A 25937-nucleotide genomic window follows, 5' to 3' on the forward strand; every position below is an offset into this window, starting at 1 on the left:
TAACTGACCACAAAACATCTACCATGACACGAATTGTTGCCCTTATCATCGGCTGCCTGTCGTCTGCCGCCTTTGCCTCGGCGCAAGCGAACGCTGACTGCTCCTCGGCGATGGATATTTGCAAAAAACAAGTCTATCACATTGACCGCGCCGGTGGCGAGGGGCTGGACAACACGGAGGCTGATTTTATCGCGTGTTTCATGAACAGCGTCAACTTTGGCAATGCCGAACAAAACTCGACTTGGATAAAATTTGAAGTGGCCAAAAGTGGCACACTCACCTTCGCCATCACGCCACACCGCTTGACCGACGACATTGATTTCGTGGTGTTCAAGCTGCCGGACAACGGCGATTGCGACAACAAGCAAATTGTGCGCTGCATGGCTGCTGGCGCTCCACCGGAAGAAGCCTTCACCAGCCCTTGCATGGGCGAGACAGGACTGCGCTTCGGCGAGACCGACACCAGCGAAGACGCAGGCTGCGCCGACACGCTCGACAATGCTTGGCTCGCGCCGCTCAAAGTGGTGGAAAAGGAAAAGTATGTGATTCTGGTGAGCAACGTCACCTCCGCCGGGCCGGGGTTCAGCATTCGTTTTGGAGGCTCGGCTAAGTTGCCCTGCGACGAAGACCCCAAGCCGCTCGCCAAAAAGCCCGACACCAAACCGGCCCCCCCAAAGCCTTTGCCCAAACCGCCTGCCCCGCCACCGGCAGTGACGGAAGTGGCCAAACCAGACTCCATCGGTGGCCGTGCCGTGGAGGTGAACGAAATGCTTAAGGTGAAAAACCGAACGATTAAGCTGAAACTATGGGACAGCCAAATAGAGGACGGCGACATTGTGTCCGTGTATCTCAATGACAAAAAAGTGATAGACAGGCTCTATTTGCGCCTCCAGCCGCAAGAGTTTGAAATTCAGCTGCCTCCCGGCAAGGTGCATTATCTCACCGTCTATGCCGACGATTTTGGCAAAGCCGAACCCAACACGGCCATGATTTCCATTTTTGACGGCATCCATGAACAGACGATTGACCTCGTGGCAGGCAGGAAAAAACAGGAGAGCGTGAAGATAGTGGTGGATTGAGGGTTTGGGGATTTGAAGGCTTGGAGGTTTGAAGGCGTGTCCGGCCAAGCGGAGCGGACGGAGTTTGGGGCTTTGTCGGGAATGTTCAGAAAAGTGTGTCAAACTCTCACTTGCGTTTTCCATTTACACAACAGACCAAATTATCGAAAACCAAGACTCTGTGCCTCCGTGTCTCTGTGTTTTCTCATTGCCAGAACTGGGGATGGACACTCTCGAAAAGTGTGTCAAACTCTCACTTGCGTTTTCCATTTACACAACAGACCAAATTATCGAAAACCAAGACTCTGTGCCTCCGTGTCTCTGTGTTTTCTCATTGCCAGAACTGGGGTGACCCAGTTTTTTTGACCTTCTCGACATTCTGCGATGTTGACACCTTCGTTTACCTTTGTGCCAATATGAAAAACGTTACTGTAATCGGAGGTGGCACGATGGGCAACGGCATTGCCCACGTTTTTGCCCAAAGTGGCTTTGAAGTAACCCTTGTGGACGTGGCTTCCGTCGCGCTCGACAAAGCGTTGGCCACTATCGGCGCCAACCTCGACCGCCAAATCAAAAAAGGTGCATTGAGCGAAGAAGACAAAGCCGCCACGCTCCGACGCATCCACCCCATGACGGACTTGAAAAATGGGGTCTCCAATGCCGACCTCGTGGTGGAAGCAGCCACAGAAAACATCGCCCTCAAACTCAAAATCTTTGGCGACTTGGATGCCTTCGCGCCACCCGGCGCGGTGCTTGCCACCAATACTTCCAGCATTAGCATCACCCAAATTGCAGCCGTCACCAAGCGCCCAACCCAAGTCATCGGGATGCACTTCATGAACCCCGTTCCCGTGATGAAATTGGTGGAGGTGATTCGAGGCTACGCCACTTCCAATGCGGTATGCGAGCAAATCATGACGCTCTCTCGCCAGCTCGGCAAGGACCCCGTCGAAGTGAACGACTACCCAGGTTTTGTCGCCAATCGCATCCTGATGCCCATGCTCAACGAGGCCATCTACACGCTTTATGAGGGTGTGAGCGGCGTGGAGGAGATAGACACGGTGATGAAGCTAGGCATGGCGCACCCGATGGGGCCGCTACAGTTGGCCGACTTTATTGGGCTGGATGTGTGCCTATCCATACTTCGCGTGTTGCACGATGGTTTTGGCAACCCCAAGTATGCCCCTTGCCCGTTGCTCGTGAACATGGTGACTGCCGGAAAACTTGGCGCAAAAAGTGGCGAAGGCTTCTATGTGCACACACCTGGTTCGAAGGAGTTGGTCGTAGCCGAGCGTTTCAGATAATTCATTCGACGTAGAGTGCCAGTCCTTTCAAATAGGCTCCCTCCGGGTGAAACAAGCTCACCGGGTGGTCAGCTCCTTGCGTCAGGTGATGCAATACCCGCACGGGCCGGCCCACCTCCATAGCTGCCGCCACTATGGTGTGGTAAAACAACTCCCTATCCACCACTTGTGAGCAGGAAAAAGTGAAGAGCAACCCACCCGGCGCTACCCTTTTGATGGCTTCCACATTGAGGCGTTTGTAGCCTTGCACCGCGTTGTGGCGCTTGTCGAGACTTTTGGCGTAAGCAGGTGGGTCCACCACCATCAGATGGTAGCGCATATCGGTATTTTTCAAAAAACGCAGCACATCGTCGGTGAAGCCTTCGTGACTGCCGGACACTGGCGCGTTCAAGGCGACGTTTTCCTCGGTCAGTTGAATGGCTTTGGCCGAAATATCCACCGAATGAACGAGCGTCGCGCCTGCTTTGAGGGCATAGCAGGAAAAGCCGCCCGTGTAGCAAAAAGCATTCAACACGGTTTTGCCAGAAGCATACTGGGACAGCAAGTGGCGGTTGTCGCGCTGGTCGAGAAAGAACCCCGTCTTTTGCCCCGATTCCCAATCCACTTTGAAACGAACGCCGTTTTCTTCTATGACCGCCCAACCTTCTGGTTGGTTTTCCGCTGACCAGAGCAAGCCATTGGATTGTTCCTCTGCATATTTTGGCGGCAAAGTGTCGGCGCTCTTGTCATAAATAGTTTGGAGTTGTTCTCCAAAAACCTGCCGCAGCGCAGCGGCAATAAGGTGGCGTTGGCGGTGCATCCCGATGCTGTGGCATTGCAACACAACGGCGCGGCCATACACATCCACGACAAGGCCAGAGAGAAAGTCGCCCTCGCCGTGGACAAGACGGTAAGCATCCCCAAGTGGCTGCACCTTCCTGACGCGCAGCGCCTGCCGCAACTTTTCCACCCAAAAATCAGCGTTGTCCACATCCGCCGCGCCAAAGCTCAACAGCCGGACAGCGATGCTGCCGTGATGAAAATGCCCCACGCCGAGCAAATGGCCGCGATGACTGAACACTTCGGCAATGTCGCCATCCGCAGGAGCGCCTTCCACACGGGCAATGGCGCCGGAGAACACCCAAGGATGAAAACGCAAGACCGGAACTTCTTTGCCGGGTTTGAGGAATACTTGAATCATGTCAAATTGAAATTGGGGCGCAAAATCGCTTTTTTTGCCGAACCACTATGGGATTGAGACGAGCGGTTGACATTCTTCCACAATCGGTTTGGCTATCTTTGCCCCATGAAGCATCAAACACTCCTTTTCCTCGCCGTTGTTTTTTGTTCCAGCAACATTCTCGCACAAGCCCCCGCCCCAAGCAATTACAACAATTGGTTCACTTATTTTGGCACCTATAAATTCAGCCAGCGCTGGGGTATGCACTTCGATGCCCAGTTTCGCACCGACGACAAAGTGGCGCGCGCCAATCAGTCGTTGCTGCGCGCCGGTGTTCACTTCTACGCGAAACCCGCGCTTTTGGCCACGCTCGGCTATGCCTACGTCACCACATACAGCCCCAATGCCTTCGACTATTTCACGGAGCACCGCGTCTGGCAACAATTGCTCTACAACCAACCCATAGGCCAAGCCACCATGACGCACCGCTTCCGCTTGGAACAGCGTTTCGTGGAAAATCTGGCACCCGAATCCGACGACTATCGCAAAGGCCATCGCTTTCGCTATTTCAACCGCGCCGTGCTTCCGTTGGGGAAAAAACAGCCGCCCAGAGCGGCCCCCTATCTGGCTTTGCAGAATGAGGTGTTTCTCAATTTTGCTTCCGACGACATCAACTCGAATGTTTTTGACCAAAACCGACTGCTCATCGCGCTCGGCATTTTCAACGAAAAACAAACCCGCCTCGAACTTGGCTACATGAATCATCACATCAACCCTGCCTCTGGCAACAAGGTGACGCGGCATATCCTGCATTTTTCGCTGCTGCAATGGCTGAACTTCGAGTCCAATTGAGCGTTTGACATTTTGTGACTGTCAGAAAAGGCTGTCACTTCCTGATTTTTTCGCATCTTGCCACCATTCGTCCCAAAGCCTCGGGATGGGCATTTTTCGCGCCGCGGCTTTTTGTGCCGCTTTCCCCTACACCTTTTGCATCGGTAGCCTGATGTCTCCGCCACGTCAGCTGCACGCTCTACGCATTTTTTGTTTTTCTAAAAATAACTATCGCTATGCTAGTAATTTCCGAAACGAAGCCAACCTACAAAGCCTATGCGTTGAACAATTTTCGCAACATCCCTCAGATAGAGCGCCTCTCCGAATCGGAGCGGCGTGCCATCGAAATTGTAGGCCATGTGCTCCCATTTAAAGTCAACAACTATGTGATCGACGAATTGATTGATTGGGACAATTACTACGAAGACCCTATTTTCAATCTTGTCTTCCCCAACAAGCAAATGCTGCGCCCCGAACATTTTGCGGAAATGGCGCAGACCATGCGGCAAACCGACGACCGCAACGCAATCCGCGACACGGCTCACGGAATCAGGCTACAACTCAACCCGCATCCGGCAGGGCAAGTGGAATTGAACGTGCCGGAAATTGATGGGGTGAAACTGATGGGGGTGCAGCACAAATACCGCGAGACGGTGCTGTTTTTCCCCAGCTCGGGTCAGACTTGCCACAGCTATTGCACTTTTTGCTTTCGATGGCCGCAATTCGTGGGCATGAACGAAATCAAATTCGCCATGCGCGAGACGGAGCTTTTGGTCAAGTACCTCGAACAGCACCAAGAGGCCACTGATATTCTCTTTACAGGAGGCGACCCGATGATTATGAAATTCGACGTGTTTCGCCAGTACATCGAGCCTTTTTTGGACAAAAACAACAAGACCAACATCCAATCCATTCGCATCGGCACCAAATCGCTCGGCTTTTGGCCTTACAAATTCATTGACGACGAAGAGGCCGACAAGTACCTCCAACTCTTTGAACAAGTGGTGAAAAGCGGCATCAACCTGGCATTCATGGCGCACTTCAACCACCCCAACGAGCTGAGGACCCCCGCCGTGCAAAAAGCCATCCGCCGCTTGCGCCGCACCGGGCTTCAGATTCGAACCCAGTCGCCACTGCTGCGCCACATCAACGACAACCCGCTGGCATGGGCAGAAATGTGGCGCGAGCAGGTGAACCAAAACTGCATTCCCTACTACATGTTCGTCGCCCGCGACACGGGAGCCAAACACTACTTCGAGGTGCCGCTGGTGAGAGCATGGGATATATTCCGCAATGCCTACCAGCGCGTGAGTGGCCTTTGTCGCACGGTGCGCGGGCCAAGCATGTCGGCCACGCCGGGCAAAGTGCAGATATTGGGCGTGGCAGAGGTAGGCGCTCAAAAGGTGTTCGCCATGCGCTTTTTGCAAGGGCGCAACCCTGATTGGGTGGCGCGTCCGTTCTTTGCCCAATACGACGAAAAAGCCACTTGGCTGGATGACCTGAAACCCGCTTTCTCCGACAAGTTTTTTTATGAGGATGAACTACAAGCCATGTATGCGCAAAGAGTGAAGGACGAGCAAATCCCCGTGCTGGGCTGACGAACGGTCTGCTCTCAGCAGTTATGAGCCAGTGTATATGCTGAACAGCTTAGCAGCATTCACGAAGCGACGGCAGGGCCGTGGCTATTGGCATGAAGGCAACAGGGAAATCAGTCTTTGCGCGTATTTTTGGGCATTCGGATGTGTGTCTGGCGCAGCCTCTTTTTCCCGAAAACCTGAGAAGCGCAGACACGCCATCGAGTTCTTGAGCATAAAACATGTCATATCAGGCTGTCAAAACGGTTTCTATCAGAAAGTTCAACGGAGCTGACGCTTCGGAGCAACCCGATGTGCTCGCAGTGGAAGAGCCTTTGGAAATTCGTCTCGAATACGGCCCTGCCGTCGAACGCTCCACTAAAAGCCTTTCCGTCACCATGCGCACTCCCGGAGCGGACGAAGATTTGGCAAGGGGATTCCTGTTCACGGAAGGCATTGTGCGAGAAGCTTCCGACATCGTCGGCGTGCACGCGCAGCCATTCAGCAATATCCTGACAGTGGTGCTACGGTCCGAACTACATTTTGAGCCGGGCAAATTGGAGCGCCATTTCTACACGACTTCGAGCTGTGGCGTGTGTGGCAAGACCTCTATCGAGGCAGTGAAAACCACCGCAAACTGCGCAACCGTATCGGAGAAACGGCATTGGGAGATTCGCCCCGATATTGTCTATTCTTTGCCCGATACCTTGCGCCAAGCCCAGCGTACCTTTGATGCGACTGGTGGGCTTCACGCCTCGGCCTTGTTCGACCCGGAGGGGAATCTGCTGGCTATCCGGGAGGACGTGGGCCGGCACAATGCGCTGGACAAACTCATAGGCCACTACTTGGGGCAAAGCATCATGCCGCTCGACCATCACATTTTATTGCTGAGTGGGCGGGCGAGCTTCGAGCTGCTGCAAAAAGCGGCGATGGCAGGGATGCAAGTGGTGTGCGCAGTGGGCGCACCTTCCAGCTTGGCAGTGGAGACCGCCGAATCGTTTGGTATCACGCTTATCGGCTTTTTGCGCGACAATAGGTTCAATGTGTATGCGGGAGGCGAGTTGGTGAGTTGAGAATTTGGAAGGGGGATGTGAGAGCGTGTTCAGAAAATGGTGTCATCCCGAATGGGGCAATAAGAAAACACAGAGGTACGGAGGCACAGAGTTTTGGTTTCCAATAATTTAATCCGTTGTGTAAATGGAAAAAATCTGGGAAGGTTTGCTGCGTTTTGCTGAACACTCCCTCCGCCGCGCTTGGCCGGGCAAACCCTCAGACTATTCAAAGGGAGCATTTCAAACTAGTCAAACCATCTAAATTTTGTCATGAAAATCAGGATTAAAGGCAATTTTGTTCGCTACCGACTTACCCAAACGGAGGTGAAGACCTTGGCAGAAACAGGGCAGCTCATGGAGGAGACGTGGTTTGGCCCCGATGAGAGCCAACGGTTTGCCTACGCGCTTAAGGCGCGAGAAGGCATCAGCGGCCTACAGGCTGCCTTCGAAGGTGGTGCCATCACGTTGTTCATGCCCGCTGAGGCGGCCAAGCACTGGTACGGTGAGGAGCGGGTGGGCTTTGACAATGAGGTGGAAGTAGCGCCCGGTATTTCACTCAAATTATTGCTGGAAAAAGATTTTGCGTGCCTCGACGACACCGACGAGGACCAATCAGACAATTACCCGAACCCCAATGCCGCTTGCAATGTGTAGCGTCCTGTAATTTTTTCAATGCCCACCGATACTAACAAACACACTTTCAAACAAGGCCAGAACACAGGCATCTGACCACTATGGGCGAAGCAAAACAACCAGAGTTTACTCAACTTTTGCGCACACACGCAGGCATCTTGCACAAAATCATCCGCCTCTATGTGGACGACCCGGAAGACCGCCGCGACCTGCATCAGGAAATGATGTATGAGGCTTGGCGGGCGTACCCGAGTTTTCGCGGTGCCGCGGCGTTCAGCACTTGGCTCTATCGGGTGGCGCTCAACACGGCGCTCACCTTTCGCCGCAAGTCGCTGCGCCGCGTCGCTACCACCGAAATTGGCGCCGCCGCTCAATTGTCGGCAGAATCGCCAGAACCGCTCAGCCCGCAAGCCGAACTGCTCTACCAAGCCATTCGCCAATTGCCGGAGGCCGACCGTGCGCTCATCTCGCTGCATCTGGATGGCTACGACAACGAGTCCATTGCCGACATCACTGGACTGACCAAAAATCACGTCGCCGTGAAATTGCATCGCATCAAAACCGTATTGGAAAATCGCCTAAAACAGCAATAATCATGGAAGAACTCGATAAACTTTGGCGCGAAATCAGCGAGAAAAACTGGCGGACAGAACTGGACGAGGCACCTCCGTCGGAGCGCCCTTTTTCGCCCACCTCGCAGAACATGATGGCGGAAATGACGCGCAAGGTGCTCTACAAAGTGTGGTTTATTGTCGGGTTCATTTTGCTCTACGGAGTCTGGGCAGTCATCGCCATTGATGGCAACCGCGAAATAATGCTCCTCATCGCCGCCATGCTGCTGTTCGGGCTGTTAAATTTATGGCTGGTGTTGCCGCCTTATCTGCGCATGAGAAAACAGGTAGGCCTAATGTCGGGCAATTTGAAGGAAGTGCTGCATTTCTATCACGAGCAACTGCACGGCATCGTCCGTCGGGAAAACATCATCGGGGGTGTTTTCACGCCCATCGCAGCCATGTTGGGCTTTTCGTTTGCCATCATCGAGGAAGAGGGCAGTTTTTTGTTTATCTGGGAGCGCCCGTGGTTGTTGGCCACCATGCTCGTCACGGGTTTGCTCATCGGCGCATTGGGCGCTTGGATGACCGTCTGGCTCAATCGAAAAGCGTTCGGCAAGTACTTGGACTATTTGAAAGAGAATTTGAAACAGCTGGAGGAAAACTAGTAGGGGCTCTTTGTGAGCTGATGAGGCTGTCTCACAAGCGCTAGTTGTTGGCAGGATTGACAAGATTTACAGGATTAGCGCCTTTATTTTTGGGAAAAAACCTGCAAATCTTGTCAATCCTGTCGAAATTTAAACTTGTGAGACAGCCTCAACCGAAATCAGAACCGTGCCGTCAAGCCCACCAAAAAGTTGAGGCCGACCATCGGGTAATTGTACCAGCGTTCGCGCTTGTTGTTGAGTATGTTGTTCACGTTGACAAACGCGCCGATGTTTTTTGAGAAATAGAAATTGCCTCCCGCGTTGAGGTCGAGCAAGACATCGCCCTGACGCGACACGCCCTCAATGTCTTTGAACCATATACCATCGGCGATATAGAGTCCGCCGCGCACCTCGGCTTTGCCATCAAGCACGGAGACCACGCCGTTGAAATTCCACTCGGTCTGGGGAAGCCCCCACGTTTTGCTTTCGTTTGCTGGCTCGAAGGTGAGGTTCTGGCTCAAGGTGCCGATGAGCGCAAGTGATTGCTTGAAGAGGTTGAGTTTCACGGTGCCCTGCACGTTGGTGATGGTGGCATCATCGTACACTACCTGAAAACGTGTGATGCCTTCGGGGGTGAATTTGGTCTGGAACAATGCCAAGTCTTTGGCTTCGGCATAGGTGAACTGGCCGGAGTATTCGAGGAAACCGAGGTCGCCTTTTGCCCCTGCATAGTAGTTGCGATATTCGGTGTTGCGAAGCGTCACGCCGCGCACTTGGTTGAACGGGTTGTAATCCAACATGGTGCGATAGGTGTTTTTGCGCAAATCCCCGCCCGCGCCACCGAAAATTTGAATGCCGTTGCCAATGAGGCGCAAGGTGAGCTCGGCGTCGGGGAAAATAGTGAACTCGTCGCGGTTGCTGGCAAAGTTGCCCCCGACCTTTATGCGAATGATGTCGGAATGAAACGTGAAAGACGGTTGGAGGTAAATGTTGTTGAGTTTTTGCTTCACCGTGTCCTCGAAGGTCGTGTTGTCGGTGCGGATGTTGAATGTGAGTGGGTGCTTTTCGGCAAACCACTTGGTGGCACCCATGTCCAATGCAAGACCTGTTTCCTTGTTGGCGTAATAGTCGTTGAGCAAATAAAACTTTGGCGCGATGTGGAAATTCAAGTCCATATCGCTGCGCTCCTTGTTGAAAAGGCGGCCTCCGAGGTCGAGTATCTTGACATCTTGCCGGGTGCGCTCCTCCGAAAAAGAAAGCGTGTCGGAGTTGTAGCCGTAAAAGTGAATGCGGTCGTAGCTATACCCCACGTTGCCTTCCACGGCGAGGTTCTGACTCAGATAAACGTTGCCGTTGAGCAAGAAATCATTGTTGAAGAAACGCTGGTTTTCGCGGTTGTCGCTGTTGTTCAAACTGTGATGACGGAACCACGCCTTGCCATCGAACTTATCCTCCGCGCTAAAAAAATAGCCCAACTCGCCCCAGAATTGCTTGGGTATGCCTGCGCCGGCTTTTGCGTAGCCATTGAAGGTGTCGTCCTTTTTGCCAGATTTCATGGCGATGGGGCGCAGTTTGGGCGTGGGGTATGAGAGCGAGAGCGGGCGGGCGGGCACTATGTAGTCCTGCTTTTGGGTGGTGGTGTCAATGGGCGGCAGGGTTGGGGTGAGGTTGATTTTGTTGGATTCCAACAGATGCGCGTCGAAATCCTTGTAGATGTCCACGCTGCCAGTCACTTTGTCCTTTTGAGCAATGACTACGTGACTGAGGGCGAGCAGTGCGATGGCGGTGAAAATTGATTTATGATTGAGTGACATGGTGACAAGTAGTTGAATAGGTTTGAAGGTTTGAGGGTTTGAGGGTTTGAGGGTTTGGGGCGCGTCATTTTGGAGCAGCGAAAATGGAATATGCTGATAACCTATTTTCAAACTGGCGGCCCTCGTGTTGCGCATTATTCGCCGCCTTCCATTTCGAGGAAATTGCTGCCTTTGGGCTGCGAGCTGTTGGGCTGCGGCGAAGGGGTTGTGTTCGAGTTGATTTGGTTGTACTTCTGGCGAGCGGTGTTCATGATGCCTGCATCGCCGCCCTTGTAGTTTTCGAGCACGGCTTCGAGCGCGGCTGAGGCGCTGCTTTTGTCGCCTTGGTCGTTGTACACGTCGGCGAGCAGGATGAGGTTGCGTGCAATCCAGTCGTCGTAGCCTGCGCTGTTTTTGTTGGCTCTGCCAGTGATGAGTTCTTCGGCTTCGGCGTATTTGCGCTGGCGGTAGAGGATTTGCCCCAAGTGGTGATAAGCCTCAGCCATGATTTCGGAGGTGGTGTTCTCGGCGGCGGATTCGAGTAGCGGATAGGCTCGTGCGTATTCTTGCCGGTCGAAAGCCAATTTTCCGAGATAGAAATTGGACAGGGCCAAATGTTCGGAGGCTGCTTGCGGCGAGGTATTTACTTTGTTGGCGTATTCGCTGACGGCCACCGTGTTGTTGCCGCTTTTGTAGGCGGCTTCGAGCGCGATGAGCTGGGCTTGGAAGCGAGCGTTGTCGTTGGGTGCGGATTCTTCCCATTTGCGAGCAAACTCAAGGGCTTGCCCGGGTTTTTTCTCTACGCGCAGCGCAAGTATGGCGGCTCGTTCGGCGGAGCGGGCGTACCATTTGCTCGGACCACGCCCCACCACGGCGGCATAGTCGGTAAGCGCCAAGCTGTATTGCTTGATTTCGTCGGAGGCATAGCTTTCTGCCCGATAATAGTGCGCTGCGATAGCGTTGGGGCGATTGGAGAATTGATTTAGGTAATTGGTGAAGCCGTCAATGGCTTGTTTGTAGCGGCGGTTTTGGAATTGGTATTCGGCAGACTGGAACACGATGCTGTCCTGCTGGCCTTGGCTGATTTTGTAGCCGGGCACCGTGTTCATGAAGGTGATGTAGTCGTTGGGTCGGCCCCATTCGTCGTAGGTTTCTTTGAGGGCGACTTGTGCCTCTCTTGCCTCTGCCGCGTCGGGGTTGTTGGCGAACACTTGTTTGTAGTAATCGGCAGCCACGTCATATTTGCCTTGACGGAATGAGATAAGCCCCAGCTGCATATAGGCTTGAATGATGAGGGGCGAGCGCCCGCGGTAGTCCGAGATGAGTTTGCGCAGCGGCACGGTGGCCTCGCTGAGCCTGTTCATTTCGAGATATGTGTTGCCCAGCTCGAAGAGGGCATCGTCGGCATAGGTGCTGTTGGGGTACTGGTTGGCGAGGTTTTCGAGGGCCACTGCTTTGTCCACCAAACTGCCTTGCAGCCCGCGAATGATGGCTTTTTGATAAAAAGCGTATTCAAAACCTTCGTATTTTTTGCTGACTGCTTCGTTGTAGTAAGCCAGCGCGTCGGGGTACTGTTTGTTTTTGAAGTGGCAGTCGCCCGCGCGCAGCACCGCATCGCCCAACACGCCTTTTGTGATTTTCTCCGATTGGATTCTGCTGATGTTTTTCTTGAAACCATCCACGGCGGCCTTGAAGTTGGCAAGCGCCATTTTGTGGTCGTTGAGTTTGAGGTGATTGTAACCTTGAATATAGTGACCCATGAACAGGCTGCTCTCTTCAGGCAGGTCGTTGTAGTTTTTGGCGTTGCCGATGAAGGTGGCGATGTGTTGTTTGCTGATGTTCCACTCTTCGCTCTCGTTGGCGATGGCGCCCATCCAGAATGAGGCCAAGGTGGAGAGGCGCTTGTCCACGGGCGTGTCGAGCGATTTGTTGAAATAGCGACGCGCTTCGTCTTTTTGACCATTCTGGTAGAGCTGCACCCCGCGATTGTAGGTGACGATTTGATACGCCGCGTTGACGCGCGGCGTGCGGGTTTTCACATTTTCCAAAATGCCTACGGCGCGGTCGTAGTCGCGGGTATTGAGCAGCACTTGGCTCATCAGGTTTTGTGCCTCCTCGTAGTATCGGGAGGCGGGCTGAAACTGTTGCAATGCGTCAATGGCATCGCGGTCGAATTTGAGTTCGTAGCACAGTTTGGCGTAGTTGATGAGCGCGTCTTCTCGCAGGGCTTTGTCGTAGTTGAGGTTGGCTGCTTGCCCGAAAGCGGTGCGGGCGTTGAACTTGTTGCCGGTGCGCAGGTAGCAGTCGCCGAGGTGGTAGTAGGCGTTTTGCCCCAGCAAGCTGTCTTGCTTGTTAAGCTGTTCAAAGTTCTGGATGGCCTCTTTGTAGTAGCCGCTCCGATATTGGGCGTAGCCGAGTTGGTAGTAGTCCGAATGTCGGAGGTCGGGGGAGTTCACCACGCCGTATTCGAGATAGGGCAAGGCTTTTTTGTAGTCGCCTTGCTCGTAGTAGGCTTGCCCGACGAGCAGGTTGATTTCCGCGCGATTTTTTGAGTTGGGGTCTTGCGCTCTGGAAGCGCCGTAGGAAATCACTTGGTCGTACTGCTTCTTGTTGGCGTAAATCTGCACGATGTAGTAAGGCACCACTGCTTTGTATTTGTCGCTTTTTTCGCAACGCTGGAACGAGCGGAGCGCCTCGTCGTAGCGGCCTTCAAAAAACGAACAGCAGCCAGAGTAGTAGTTGGCGGGATAGTACCATTCGCTTCCGGTGTTTTCCTTCAAGCGGGCAAACTCTGCCTTGGCCTGCGGGAATCGCTTGGTGATGAAGTAGCTGTACCCTTTTTTGAATTCTACTTCATCGCGGACGCTGCCGCTACCGCCGGGTGCCATTTCGTAGTAAGTGATGGCTTTGTCGTATTCTTTTTGGTTGAAGTAGTAGTCGCCGATTTCGAGGGCGGCTTGGCTGGCCTCTGGCGAGGGCGAGTGTGCTCGCAGGAAATCAAGCGCGAGCTTCTCGGCCTCTGGCTGGTCGAGGCGGACGGCGCATTTGGCGTGATAGAGCTCGGCTTCGGTTTTGAGGAACCTCCATTCCGGCTCATTCACGGGGCGGAGCAGCGTCATGGCGGTTTTGAATTCTTTTTGGGCCAGCCCGTAGATGTGTTGGTTGAAAAAATCCACGCCGCGATGATAGGCGAGATTGGCTTCGGTATAGACGGTGGTTTGTTGTGCTTGCAGCGCGAGTGCGAACAGCGCGAGCAGGAAGGAGGAGATACCTTTGCGAAGGTTCATGTTGAAATTGATTTTTGACATGAAAGTTGGGATTTCGATTGGCAAACGAACGCCGCCCTGACTGGCGGCTATTCGCTCATTGATTATTTTTTGTAAATTTTAACAGTGAAAAAACGCGAAATCGTTCGGCGAAAATATGCCGATAAAAGGAATTGAGAAAAAAGAGTGTGTGTCGGAAAAATGGAATCTTGGCGCGTTATCCGGCTGCTCCTTACATTTGCCCTTATTGACACTGCAACATGGAATTTTTCCTCGCCACGCTCTTCTCGCTCTTTTCCATTGTGGACCCGCCCGGCGCCATCCCTGTTTACGTCGCCATGACAGGCGACCGACCGCGCCCCGAACGCAACAAAATCGCGCTGATGACCAGCCTTTATTTCTTGCTGATTCTGGTCAGTTTTTTTCTGGCAGGCAGCTATATTCTCAGTTTCTTCGGCCTCACTGTGCACTCGCTGCGCATCGCTGGCGGCATGACGCTGCTCATCAGCGGTTTTGGCCTCATGTCGGGGCGCTTCACTCGCAGGCGCGGCTACGACAAAGAAGCGGAAAAACAGGCAGAGGAACGCACCGACATTGCTTTTTCGCCGCTCGCCATGCCGTTGTTGTCGGGGCCGGGCAGCATTTCATATCTCATCACGCAGTTCAGCCAGCACCCGGAGTGGAGCGAGCGTTCCATGATTTTGTCGGCGATACTGGCCGTCACGGTGTTGGTGTGGGTGTGTTTGCGCGTGGCGCCTTTCCTGTTCCGGGTGTTTGGCGCGGGTGGCCTCAATGCCATTGCCCGCATCATGGGTTTCATCGTCATTGCCATTGGGGTGCAGTTCATCGTGGATGGGTTGGTGCATTTGGTGCTTGAGATGCGATAACAATGTTAACAGTCTAATCGTAAAATTATGAACACCGATTTATCGCGCCTCGCCCAGTCCAAGCTCGCCCGCGCCAAAGTCACGCTCGACCTCGATGAGTACGACCGCAAGTTGTTGACCAGAAATCGGGGCGCCGTGTTCGTTTGCAATCAGCTTTTGCCAGGGCTTGACGAGTGGGTGATGCTGGCACTCTTGGGCGAGCACGCCGAGACGGTGAAAATCGTGTACCCCTACCCTACCCCGCCGCCCAAGGCGCTGAAAGCCATAGCGATACGCCCTTTGCGAAGCAAGTTGACCGACCGGTTATTGCAGGTGAATTTTTTTAAAAAAATCGTCAAGTCGGTCAAAAAAGGTGAAGCGGTTGCCTTGCCGATTGACTTCTCCGACAACCCGCTGAGCCATTTTGGAAAAAATCTTTTGCGCCAGCAAATTCTCAAACAACTCCGCAAGGCGCAACAAACCATCATCCCCATCCACTTGCAGGCCGACCATCTGCCGGGTGGCTACTTGCGCAAGGCCATTCCCGGCCTGCCTTACCAGTTCACCACCGAGCCCGTGCGCATCAATGTCAGGGTGGGCAATGCCATCACGCCCGACGACATTGCCTCGTTTTCAAAGACGCGCTTGTGGGGCAAGTTTTTGCAGGCAAAAATCTTTTCGCTCGGCTCAGCCTTCGATGTCAGCCCCGAACTCTTCGCGCAAGAAAAATCGGAGCGCCAGCAGCCGATTGCAGCGCCTGTCAATCCTGATATGGTCGCCGCCGAAATCGAGGCATTGCCACCAGCCTGCAAAATCACCTCGCGCGGCCAGTTCGATGTGTTCGTCGCGCCGTTCACCGCCTTGCCCAACACCATATTCGAAGTTGCTCGACTGCGCGAGCTCACTTTTCGCGCCGCTGGCGAGGGCACGGGCAAGCCGCGCGACCTTGACGAATACGACCTCTATTATTTGCAGCTGTTGATTTGGGACCGCACGGAGCGGAAAATCGCAGGGGGATACCGATTGGGGCAGGGCGACCTCATTTTTCGCCGATTCGGGGTCAACGGCTTCTATATCAATAGCTTGTTCAAAATAAAAAAAGGGTTTTATCCCATCTTGCAAGATGCCGTGGAGCTGGGGCGCTCCTACGTCACGCCGGAATACCAAAAGCATCGGCTGCCGCTTTTTTTGCTCTGGAAGGGCATCCTGCATTTTTTGCTGGCCAACCCTCAATATCGCTACCTCTACGGCCCCGTCAGCATCAGCAAGGACTATTCTGACGCTTCCAAAGCGATTATCGTGGAGTTTGTGCGGCGCTTCTTTTTCGATAAAAAACTTGCCGCGCTGGTGGAGCCGCGCAAGCCCTTCAGGGCCAACATCAAATCGGTGGATACTCGTCTTTTGGCGGAACAGCTGCGCGGCGAGTTCGATGCGCTCGAAAGCCTCGTGGAAACCATAGAGCCCGCTCATTTCAAGGTGCCTGTGCTGTTCCGGCAGTATCTGCGCCAGAACGCGAAATTCATCGCCTTCAACGTGGACCCAAACTTTGCCGACTGCCTCGACGGGCTGATGATTCTCGACATCGCCCAACTGCCGTCGAGCACGATTGAAGCATTGCAACAGGAGAAATGAAACCTTGACTCGTCGTAAAAACTGAGCGTGTCAAAAAAAACCTGACAATGTGATGCGCGGAAAAGGGGCGCGGGGTCTCGTCCATTTGGTTTAGTTGACCGTGCGGCAGAGGGCATTTTCCAAATTGGCGTCAACCCAATCCACTATCGCGCCCCGTGATTCGTCCACGCACTCGAAATGCCCGTTGTAGAGTAGCGGATAGAGGACGGGGGAAAACACATCCGGCTGTCGGGTGAGCAGTCGGGCATCGAGCAAATTGCTGATGTCAATGGTGAGCAGGTCTCGCCAGCTATCCGCGTAGAGCCGGTTGCCCGTGATGGTGAAATCGGTGACGGCGGGAATCTGGATGAACGTCAGGTTGACGGTGTTCGAGGAGTCTTTGATGTTGAACACATGGATGCCTTTTCGCTGCTCCAACATGAAAAAGAGCGTGTCGCGCAGAAAAATCGTCCCTGTGAGGCCAATCGGCTGGGGCGGCAAGTTCTTGATGTCATCGAGGGCAGAAAACGGCACATACACGGGGCGCTTGCCCGGCCCTGTGTAGCCGCTGAGTTCTTCTTTTGTGCAGCTACCGAACAGGCCACAGCATAAGAGCATGGCCATGAGGCCGATTGTTTTGGGTAATGAATGTGCCATGAGGGTATCAGTTTGTTTTTTTGAAAATCAGATTGTCGGACTCGGCGTTTTGAAGCCGCAAATGATTGTCCAAATCTTCCACCTTTTCCAACTGGCCATCTTTATCGAGCAAAAAGGTTCCATAACCTATCTGTCGCATCCACTCTGCGGCTTTTTTGTGTTGCGTGTTGTGCCTTTCAGGGCTTAGATATTCCATCACGATGAAGCCGTCGCGATTGGTGTCGAGCCATTTTTTCATGCCTTGCAGCACCCGGTATTCCGCTCCTTCCACGTCAATTTTCACGATTTTGGGCTGCAATTGCTCGTTTTCCACAAACTCGTCCAAAGTTAGTGCTTCCACGATGTTTCTTTCGGGTTTATGTTTTGCAAACCATTTTTCGTTTTCAAATTGGGTTGCATCGAGCGTGTTGTATTCAGAAAACAAGACTGGGAATTCAAAAAACTGAATGGGTTCGCTTGTGTCGGACACTGCTTTGTGAAAGCAACGGATATTGTCGCTAAGCTGCGTGTTTTGGCGCAGGACGGCGAAATTGTTTTTTGAAGCCTCGAACGAAAAAACGCGCCCGTTGCTTCCCACTAATTTGGAGGCCAAAAGCGAAAAATACCCAAAATGCGCCCCTACGTCCACGAAGGTGTCGCCAGATGACAATTGGTCAATGATGAACTTGGCCAGTCGAATTTCGGAGTCGTGCGATTTCCCGCCGGTCAGGTAGATGTCGGTGCCAGCAGGCAAAGCAACGTGCATATCCCTGCCAAAGAACGTCCTCGCCCTCACCAAGATGCCTTTCTGGGTGAAAGGGTAAACGAGGTTCCTGAATCCCACGCCGAAAAGATATTTGAAGGGATGCGACACCAGTCGCCGCAGTTTCGAGGCGCGAGCCATTTGCTCCACCTCGGCAAGTCGTCTTGTTAGGTTCTCCATACTGAGCGATTCAAAATTGAAGGTCTTTTGCAAATGGGGGGCTGACAAGTACCTGAGCACCTTTTTTCGAGCGGAGCGGATGTTCCTTTATTCGACCTTCACCCTTGATGTCTCGGTGTCGGAGCTCGTGTCGCGCCGGCGAGCGCCCTTGAGGTCGGTGTTGCCAAATCGGTAACTGAACGTCAGGCGGGCATTGCGCGTATCGTTGCGCTGCAAAAAATCCACTTCGATATTGGCATAGTTCACATAGACGTTGGAGAATTGGGTGTAGAGAATGTCGCTGAGAGAAAGGGAGAGTCTGCCGCGTTTGTCCCAGAAGGTCTTCGACACCCCCAAATTCAGCCCGCCCATGGCACCGATGTCGAAGAATTCGTCCAAGAACTTGGTCATGTACCAGCCGCCGAGCTCGACTTTGAATTCGGAGGGCAAGTTCACGTTCACTTGCCAGTAGGCCAGCCAGTTCCATTTGCTTCGCTGGAATCGCGTGTCCAGATATTCGGCATCGTAAGCGTTGAGGATGAACTGGTTTCCGCCAAACCCGTCAATCAGTTTTTTGTATTTGATGGGGAAATTTAGTTCAAAGGCCCAACGATTGTATGTCGCCAAATTGGCGGCAGTGGTGAACGTCTTTGTGCCTTCGAGTCGCGGGGCGTTGTTGATGATGACGTCATCGGTTTTTGAGTGGGAAATGCGGATGAAGGGCTGATTGTCGTAAGTAAGTGCGAGTTGGGCATTGTTGCTGATTTCGGGGCGTAGGGTTGGGTTGCCTTGTTGGAAGGTGAGCGAGTCAATGAAGAACGCAAAGGGATTTTGCTGCTGAAAGCCGGGGCGATTGACCCTGCGGCTGTATGAAGACTGGAGGCCAAAATGTGGCCCAAACTTGTAGAGGACGCTGGCACTGGGGAACCACTGCAAGTAGTTGCGGTCGAGCACGGTCTCGCCAGCGGTTTCGCCTGAAATGATGGTTTGTTCCGCGCGAATTCCGGCGTTCAAGTCGAAGCGGGCGAGTTTTTTCGACAAATTCAGATAGCTTGCGTTGATGTTTTCCTTGTAGAGAAAATCGTTGGACTGGCCGGGGTCGATGGTGCTGCCGCGCAGGAATTTGAGGTCGTTGTCAATGGTGGCGAAACTCGATTTGGCGCCGATGTCGGCCTTGAAGGTCGAGTCGAGCGGGAGGGAGTAGTCCACCTTGCCCACATATATTTGGATGGGTTGGTCGAGCAGTTGTTCGGAGCGGGATTCAGGGCTGCCGAGCTCGTTTTGGAAAATGTTGAGCCGGCTCACGTTGTTGATTTGGTATTGGCTGTAATCGAAATCGAGGTTGAGCGCGTGGCCTGTTTTAGTATCGAACTCGTGGCGCACGTTGGCGTTACCGAAGAAATTGCTTCGAGCGGAGCGAGTGTCGTTCAGCGTGGTGAAAGAGCCGATGAGTTGGCTTTGGTCTTGATTGAACACATCGGTCACGTTGTTGGCGCGGCTGTCGCCCGTGCGGTCGAAGCCGCGCAACAACACCCCTATGGTTGTTTTGGGGGTGGCAAAAAAATCGGCGCCAAAACGGTAGTTGTGCACTTCCCAAGTGGAAGGGTTGTAGTTGCGCTGCGCGTACACTTCCTCTCCGATGAAACGCTTGACGTTGATGACCGAGAAGGAGGTGCGGTGCAAGTAGCTGTAGGAGCCGAAAAGGTTCCACTGCCCCTTGCGATAATTGAGCGACAAGGAGGGGTTGACGCGATAATAGGCGCGGTCGTCGGTGTTCGCGTCGGTCTGGTCATAGATGCTGCCGCCTGTGGTGAGGGCAGCGGTGCCATTGAATCCGAGGTTGGCGTTTCGTTTTAAGATGATGTTGATGATGGAGCCGCCCGCCGCGTCGAATTGCGCGCCGGGCTGCGTGATGAGTTCGATGCGGTCAATCTGGTCGCCGGGCAGGTCGCGCAGCACCGCGTTCATATCGGCATATTGGGAAGGTTTGCCGTCAATCCAGATTTGCACGTTCGCATTTCCGGCCAATGTGACGCGGTCTTGCACGACCAACACGCCGGGCATTTTCTGCAACATTTCGAGGGCGGAGCCACCGCTTGCCACCGGGCTATCGCTTACGTTCATGATGAGGCGGTCAGGCTTTTGCTCGAACAAGGGGCGCTTGGCCACCACTACTGCCTCTCCCAACATATTCTCGGCGGGGCGTAGTGTGATGTCGGCGGTCACGTTTTTGCTGTCGGCCTGCACGATGAATGGCTCGGTGTATTGGGTGGCATAACCGACCAAGTTGCTGAGCATGCGGTATTGGCCGGGCGGTACGTTGGCAATGGAAAACAGGCCGGATGCGTCGGACAAGGTGCCTTTGACCAATTGCGAGTCCTGTGCATTTACGAGGGCAATGGTGGCAAAGCCGAGGGGTTGTTGGCTTTCGTCGGTGACTTTGCCGCTGATGGCAACTTGTGAAAATGAAGCGAGCGATGCGCAGCAAAGCGCGAGTAGCAGAAGTGTTTTTTTCATTGTGAGCAAAGCAAACGGAAGTGTGTGCGCAAGCACGATGTGATAACTGGAGAATCCCGACAGCTCGGGACGGATTGTGATAATGTGCGAATAAATTGGGCAAACGAATAGCGAACACGCAAATGCGTGAATGACACCTTCGGCGAAAAAAAGGTTGCAGAGAAGGTTGGGCTGCGGAGGCAATTCCCAACCCGGGTGGGTGCTATCCAACCCGCGCTATTTGAACTTGCGGGCGTAGTCCTCTATGCTTTGCTGAACGATTCGATGGGCTTTTGCCGTGTCTTGAAAGTTTTCCACCACGACCGTTTTTTTCTCCAGCCTTTTGTATTCCTCGAAAAAATGGCGGAGTTCGAGGGTGAAATGCGGCGGCAGTTCGTCCATGCTTCGGATATGATTGACCGCCACATCGTGGGCGGCCACGGCGATGATTTTATCGTCGGCCTCCCCGTTGTCGAGCATTTGCATGACACCGATGACGCGTGCCTCCACGAGGCACAGGGGCACAAAATCAATTTGGGAGAGAATCAGGATGTCGAGCGGGTCGCCGTCGTCGCAATAGGTTTGCGGAATGAAGCCATAGTTGGCAGGGTAGTAGAAGGAGGAATACAGCACGCGGTCGAGGCGTAGCATGCCAGTCTCTTTGTCCAGTTCGTATTTGGCGCGGCTACCCTTCGGGATTTCGATGATGCCAGTCACTATTTCGGGGGCGCGTTTGCCTATGGGTACTTGATGCCAAGGATTGTTCATGGTCTTGTCGCTTTGTAAAGAAATGGACTTGTCGCGGCGGACAAGTCAAATTAAATCAGAGCAAATTTAGTGGTTTGCAAAGCAAATTCTGTCGCCTTCGCGTCGCTGTTGAGAATTATTTTTCGAACAGGGTAAAATACTTGCAAGGTTCTCTACATTCGCTGCGCAATTTTTCACACATCTAACAACCTGTTCACCGCCTATGAAAAGAGTCTTACTCTTGCTCGCCCTCTGTTTTGCTGGCTCGTCGGTTGCTTATTCGCAATTGCCTCCCGGCAGCACTGCCCCCAATTTTACCGTCACCGACTTGAATGGCAATTCTTGGAATCTTTACAACCTGCTCGACCAAGGCAAGACGGTATATATTGATTTCTCCGCCACATGGTGTGGCCCTTGCTGGAACTATCACAACACCCATGCTTTGGCGAATTTGTGGAACACATACGGGCCTCACGGCACCAATGAGGCATTTGTTTTTTTCATTGAAGGAGATGCCAACACCAATACCGCTTGTCTGTATGGACCCGTAGGCTGCGTAGGCGGCACACAAGGCAACTGGGTGGACGGCACTCCCTATCCCATTGTGGAATCGCACACCGTGCGGGCGCAATACGCGGTAGCCTATTACCCCACCATCTACATGGTTTGCCCAGCCAACAAAAAGGTCTATGAAGTTGGCCAACAAGGCATGGAAGGCTTGTGGGCCGCCCGTGAGAACACCTGCCCCCCTTTGATAGTTGATGTTACCGTTAATAACGTGAAGTCTGTCAAGTGCTACGGCACCAACACTGGCTCCATTGACATCACGCCTTCCGGCGGCAACCCGCCCTACACCTATCTATGGTCGAATGGCGCTACCACTCAAGACCTGAACAACATCCCGGCGGGCACCTATTCCTGCTCCATCACATCCAGCAACGGCTGGCCCGGCGAAACCGGCCCTATCGAAGTAGAAGGCCCCACAGAGCCTTTGGACTTGGTCATGGTGAACCAAACGCCCGTCGGATGTGGCATCGCAGGCACCACCACCGTGGAAGGAGTAGGAGGCTGGTCGTCCAATTATACCTACACATGGAGCAACGGGCAAGCCGGACCGACCGTGACAGGCGGAGCCGGCAACTATACCGTGACCGTCACAGACGCAAACACCTGCACGAAGACCCTGCTGGTCAATATGGCACCCGTGGTGTATCCGACCGCAAGTGTCGCGCCCCCACCAGTCATCACCTGTCTGCAACCCGTCATCGAATTGGATGCGACCAACTCCAGCCAAGGCGACGAATTCGTGTATCAATGGACCGCATCGGGCGGCGGAAACATCGTGTCAGGAGCCAACACCCTCACCCCAACCGTGAATGCGGGAGGCACCTACTCGTTGCAAGTACGCAGCACCATCACCAACTGCGTGTCTTTCGCCAACACCCTCGTCACGGCCACCATCAACCTGCCCGACGCAGATGCCGGGCCTCAAGGCGCGGTCACTTGCGCCCAACCCAGCACCGTGCTGCAAGGCAGCGGCTCGGCAGGGCAAAACATCACTTACCTCTGGACGGCCTCCAATGGCGGCAACATCGTGTCGGGTGGCAACACCCTAACACCGACCGTGAATGCGGTGGGAACATACACCTTGAAAGTGACAAACACCGCTAACGGCTGCTCTCGCACCGATACCACGCTCGTGGTGGGCAACAACACACCGCCCGCTGTCACCACGTCCGATGGCGTGCTCACTTGCACCACCAACAACGCAACGCTGACAACGACCACCAATGCCAACAGCCCACAGTTTGCTTGGACAGGCCCCAACGGCTATTCATCCTCCGAACAAAGCCCAACGGTGACGGTGTCCGGCTCCTACAATTTGGTGCTCACCGACAATAATACAGGCTGCACCAACACCGCCATCGCCACCGTGACCACCAACACCGCGCCGCCCGGCGCATCGGCCAATGGCGGCACCTTGACTTGTGTCGTGAACAATGTGACGCTCAGCGGCGCATCGCCCGACACAAGCGCCACTTTTGCTTGGACAGGGCCCAATGGCTACACTTCCAGCCTGCAAAACCCAACCGTCAACGCGGCAGGTCAATACATCCTCACGGCCACCAGCCAAGTCAATGGCTGCACCTCCTCTGCCAACGCAACGGTGGCTCTGAACAACACCCCACCAGCCGCTTCCGCTTCCACGCCCGGCAATCTGAACTGCAACACCCAACAGGTGCAACTCAGCGGCGCAGGCTCCTCGCAAGGCCAGCAATTTACCTATCAATGGACCACCTCAAACGGCAACATCGTGTCGGGCGGCAATACCCTCACGCCCATTGTAGATGCAGTAGGCGCTTACAACCTACTGGTGACCAATACTGAAAATGGATGCTCCTCCACCGCTTCCACCAATGTGGCGCAAAGCGCATCCGTGACCGCCAACATTGGCGCTCAAAGCAACATCACCTGTCACGGCCTCGCCAACGGCTCAGCATCGGTGGTGTACGGCGGCGGCAATGGCAATTTCACTTTCAACTGGAGCAATGGCTCAAACAGCGCCACACTTTACAACGTGCCTGCCGGAACTTACTTCGTGACAGTGACCGATGGCGAAAATTGCACGGCCTCCGCGTCCGTGGTACTTTCGCAACCCAGCCCACTGGAAGCCAACGCCAGTGCCACTGCTCAAAGCGCCAACGAAGTGAACGACGGCACAGCCACCGCCAACCCGACAGGTGGCTCCCCCGCTTATGAGTACGCCTGGAGCAATGGCCAAACCACACAGACCATCACCGACCTCGCGCCGGGTAGCTATTCCGTCACCATCACTGATGCCAATGGCTGCACCGACGTGGAAACGGTGACGGTCAACTCGTTCAACTGTGCCTTGGCCGCCAGCATCTCCGCCACCAATGCGACCTGTTTTGGCGCCAACAACGGCACAGCCACCGTCTCGCTGAATGGCGCGGCAGAGCCAGTCGTCTACGATTGGAGCAACGGCGCTTCCTCGCCATCCGTCTCCAATCTCGCACCGGGTCTCTATTCCGTCACCCTCGTGGACGACAACAACTGCCCCGCATCGCTAAGCATCAACATCACCGAACCAGCCTTGCTGGAAGCCAATGCCACCGCAACCCATGAATCAGCCGCTGGCGCCAATGATGGCACCGCATCAGCCAACCCAACAGGCGGCACAGGCGATGTGAGCTACCAATGGAGCAACGATGCGACCACGCAATCCATTAGCGGACTTGCTCCCGGCAGCTACTCTGTCACGGTGACAGACGAAAATGGCTGTACCGATGAACAAACAGTGGTGGTCAATTCCTTCAACTGCATCATCGCTGTTCAGACCAGCATCTCGAACGTGACCTGCGCCGGCATCAACAATGGCGCTGTCACCGTTTCGCTCACGGGCGGCACGGCTCCCTTCACCTATCTTTGGAGCAATGGCGGCAACACAGCCACTGTTTCCAACCTGCCGGGCGGCGAATACTCCGTCTCCGTGACGGATGTGAATGGCTGCCAAGTGCTTGCATCAGCGACTGTGTCCGAACCAGAGCCTTTCTCTGACTGGACGGTGGAAACAACCCATCCATCCTGCGCGAACGAGGCCACCGGCACGGCCACAGTTTCCATCAATGGCGGCACCATGCCTTACGAGTTTACTTGGAATAATGGCCAAACATCCAACACAGCCATCAATCTGGTGGCAGGCAACTACACCGTGACGGTCGTTGACCAAAATGGCTGCAACACCAGCACCACCGTCGTGCTGGTGGCCTTGGACAATGTGCCGCCTACCGTCGCAGTACAAAACGCGACCCTGCCGCTGAACGCCTCCGGTTTGGCTACTGTAACCCTGTCGGCATTGGCAGCTCAAGTGTCGGACAACTGTGGTGTTGCCTCGTCGAGCATTTCGCCCAACACCTTCAACTGTGCACAGTTGGGCCAACATGAAGTCACCGTCACCGTCACCGACCAATCCGGCTTGACCTCCACGGCCACTGCCATTGTGACCATCGTGGACAATTCGGCCCCCACCGTGACTTGCCCAAGCAATCTCAGCAGATGCGCCGACGATAACTTGGTGAGCTATGGCGCACCAGTCGCGGTGGACAACTGCCTCGGCAATGGCGGGACTTGGAAGTTGGAAAATGGCTTGCCAAGCGGCGCTGTTTTCCCCATCGGCACGACCACTCAGACATACTCTTACACGGATGATGGCGGCAACGTGGGCACTTGCACCTTCACCGTCACGATATTCGAGCCGGTAGCACTCGAGGTCGTGTCCATCGCCGACGATGTGAACAGCCAAGGCGTCGGAGCCATTGACATCACCGCTTCGGGAGGCACCGCGCCCTACACGTTCAAATGGACGAAAGATGGCGCGTATTTCAGCGACTCCGAAGACGTAAGCGGGCTTTCTGAGGGCGTTTATTCCGTTGTGGTCACTGATGCCAACGGCTGTGAAATTGTGAAGGAAAGCATCGTGGTAGGCAACACCGTGAGCACAAAAGAACCGGCTTGGCTTAAAGGTGTGCGTATGCAGCCCAATCCAACTGGCGGACTGACCCGCGTGCTGTTCAGTCAAATTCCTGCCTCTACGCTGGAAATCAGCGTGACGGATGCCACCGGGCGAATCCTGCTCGCTCAAATCAGCGAAGGGCAATACGAAATATCACTCGACTGCTCGCTCTTGCCCGACGGGATGTACATCGTGCGTTTCCGCACAGGTGCTGAAATAGGCGTAAGGAAGTTGGTGGTGAATCGTTGATATTGAGT

At 54.1% G+C, this 25937-nt stretch carries 18 protein-coding genes; 11 read left to right on the forward strand and 7 right to left on the reverse strand.

Features of this window, described 5'->3' with window-relative positions:
• Positions 1 to 23: 23 nt before the first annotated feature.
• The gene (locus KIS77_14510) at positions 24 to 1079 is read left to right on the forward strand and encodes a hypothetical protein (protein ID MCW5923553.1); all 1056 of its coding nucleotides are present in this window, start codon (positions 24 to 26) and stop codon (positions 1077 to 1079) included.
• Positions 1080 to 1474: 395 nt separating this feature from the next.
• Positions 1475 to 2362 (forward strand): 3-hydroxybutyryl-CoA dehydrogenase, encoded by an 888-nt coding sequence (locus tag KIS77_14515; GenBank protein MCW5923554.1) that lies wholly within the window; start codon positions 1475 to 1477, stop codon positions 2360 to 2362.
• A 1-nt stretch (position 2363) separates the two neighbouring features.
• Here KIS77_14515 and KIS77_14520 read toward each other — a convergent pair whose 3' ends face one another.
• Entirely contained in the window at positions 2364 to 3542 is a 1179-nt protein-coding gene (locus tag KIS77_14520; protein MCW5923555.1) for a class I SAM-dependent rRNA methyltransferase, read from the reverse strand.
• A 105-nt stretch (positions 3543 to 3647) separates the two neighbouring features.
• Here KIS77_14520 and KIS77_14525 point away from each other — a divergent pair, with 105 nt between their 5' ends.
• The 6 genes from KIS77_14525 (at position 3648) to KIS77_14550 (ending at position 8830) form a co-directional block, all read left to right on the forward strand.
• Positions 3648 to 4373 (forward strand): DUF2490 domain-containing protein, encoded by a 726-nt coding sequence (locus KIS77_14525; protein ID MCW5923556.1) that lies wholly within the window; start codon positions 3648 to 3650, stop codon positions 4371 to 4373.
• A 215-nt stretch (positions 4374 to 4588) separates the two neighbouring features.
• Complete coding sequence (locus tag KIS77_14530) at positions 4589 to 5950, forward strand: hypothetical protein (GenBank protein ID MCW5923557.1); 1362 nt, start codon at positions 4589 to 4591, stop codon at positions 5948 to 5950.
• A gap of 218 nt (positions 5951 to 6168) precedes the next feature.
• Entirely contained in the window at positions 6169 to 6999 is an 831-nt protein-coding gene (gene fdhD, locus KIS77_14535; protein ID MCW5923558.1) for a formate dehydrogenase accessory sulfurtransferase FdhD, read from the forward strand.
• A 249-nt stretch (positions 7000 to 7248) separates the two neighbouring features.
• Positions 7249 to 7632: a hypothetical protein gene (locus KIS77_14540; protein ID MCW5923559.1), complete on the forward strand. Its 384-nt coding sequence runs from the start codon at positions 7249 to 7251 to the stop codon at positions 7630 to 7632.
• Between the two features lie 80 nt (positions 7633 to 7712).
• Positions 7713 to 8204, forward strand: coding sequence for a sigma-70 family RNA polymerase sigma factor (locus KIS77_14545; protein MCW5923560.1), 492 nt, complete (start codon positions 7713 to 7715; stop codon positions 8202 to 8204).
• A gap of 2 nt (positions 8205 to 8206) precedes the next feature.
• Entirely contained in the window at positions 8207 to 8830 is a 624-nt protein-coding gene (locus KIS77_14550) for a hypothetical protein (protein ID MCW5923561.1), read from the forward strand.
• Between the two features lie 158 nt (positions 8831 to 8988).
• Here KIS77_14550 and KIS77_14555 read toward each other — a convergent pair whose 3' ends face one another.
• Complete coding sequence (locus KIS77_14555; protein ID MCW5923562.1) at positions 8989 to 10758, reverse strand: TonB-dependent receptor; 1770 nt, start codon at positions 10756 to 10758, stop codon at positions 8989 to 8991.
• Positions 10758 to 13889, reverse strand: coding sequence for a tetratricopeptide repeat protein (locus KIS77_14560; GenBank protein MCW5923563.1), 3132 nt, complete (start codon positions 13887 to 13889; stop codon positions 10758 to 10760). Before KIS77_14560 ends, KIS77_14555 begins: the two co-directional genes overlap by 1 nt.
• A 239-nt stretch (positions 13890 to 14128) precedes the next feature.
• Between KIS77_14560 and KIS77_14565 the strand changes: the two genes are divergently transcribed.
• The gene (locus KIS77_14565; GenBank protein MCW5923564.1) at positions 14129 to 14755 is read left to right on the forward strand and encodes an NAAT family transporter; all 627 of its coding nucleotides are present in this window, start codon (positions 14129 to 14131) and stop codon (positions 14753 to 14755) included.
• Positions 14756 to 14782: 27 nt separating this feature from the next.
• The gene (locus KIS77_14570; protein MCW5923565.1) at positions 14783 to 16366 is read left to right on the forward strand and encodes a lysophospholipid acyltransferase family protein; all 1584 of its coding nucleotides are present in this window, start codon (positions 14783 to 14785) and stop codon (positions 16364 to 16366) included.
• Between the two features lie 90 nt (positions 16367 to 16456).
• Here the strand turns inward: KIS77_14570 and KIS77_14575 are convergent, their stop codons facing one another.
• The 4 genes from KIS77_14575 to KIS77_14590 form a co-directional block, all read right to left on the reverse strand.
• Entirely contained in the window at positions 16457 to 17002 is a 546-nt protein-coding gene (locus tag KIS77_14575; protein MCW5923566.1) for a hypothetical protein, read from the reverse strand.
• 7 nt (positions 17003 to 17009) lie between these two features.
• Positions 17010 to 17924 carry an FkbM family methyltransferase gene (locus KIS77_14580; GenBank protein ID MCW5923567.1) on the reverse strand — a complete coding sequence of 305 codons (915 nt, stop codon included), beginning with the start codon at positions 17922 to 17924 and terminating at the stop codon, positions 17010 to 17012.
• Positions 17925 to 18011: 87 nt separating this feature from the next.
• Entirely contained in the window at positions 18012 to 20420 is a 2409-nt protein-coding gene (locus KIS77_14585; GenBank protein MCW5923568.1) for a TonB-dependent receptor, read from the reverse strand.
• Positions 20421 to 20636: 216 nt separating this feature from the next.
• Complete coding sequence (locus tag KIS77_14590) at positions 20637 to 21167, reverse strand: inorganic diphosphatase (GenBank protein ID MCW5923569.1); 531 nt, start codon at positions 21165 to 21167, stop codon at positions 20637 to 20639.
• Between the two features lie 202 nt (positions 21168 to 21369).
• On the opposite strand from KIS77_14590, the gene KIS77_14595 reads away from it, so the two are divergent.
• Entirely contained in the window at positions 21370 to 25929 is a 4560-nt protein-coding gene (locus tag KIS77_14595; protein MCW5923570.1) for a T9SS type A sorting domain-containing protein, read from the forward strand.
• Positions 25930 to 25937: the final 8 nt, after the last annotated feature.

This window comes from Saprospiraceae bacterium, from assembly GCA_026129545.1.
Taxonomy (GTDB): domain Bacteria; phylum Bacteroidota; class Bacteroidia; order Chitinophagales; family Saprospiraceae; genus M3007.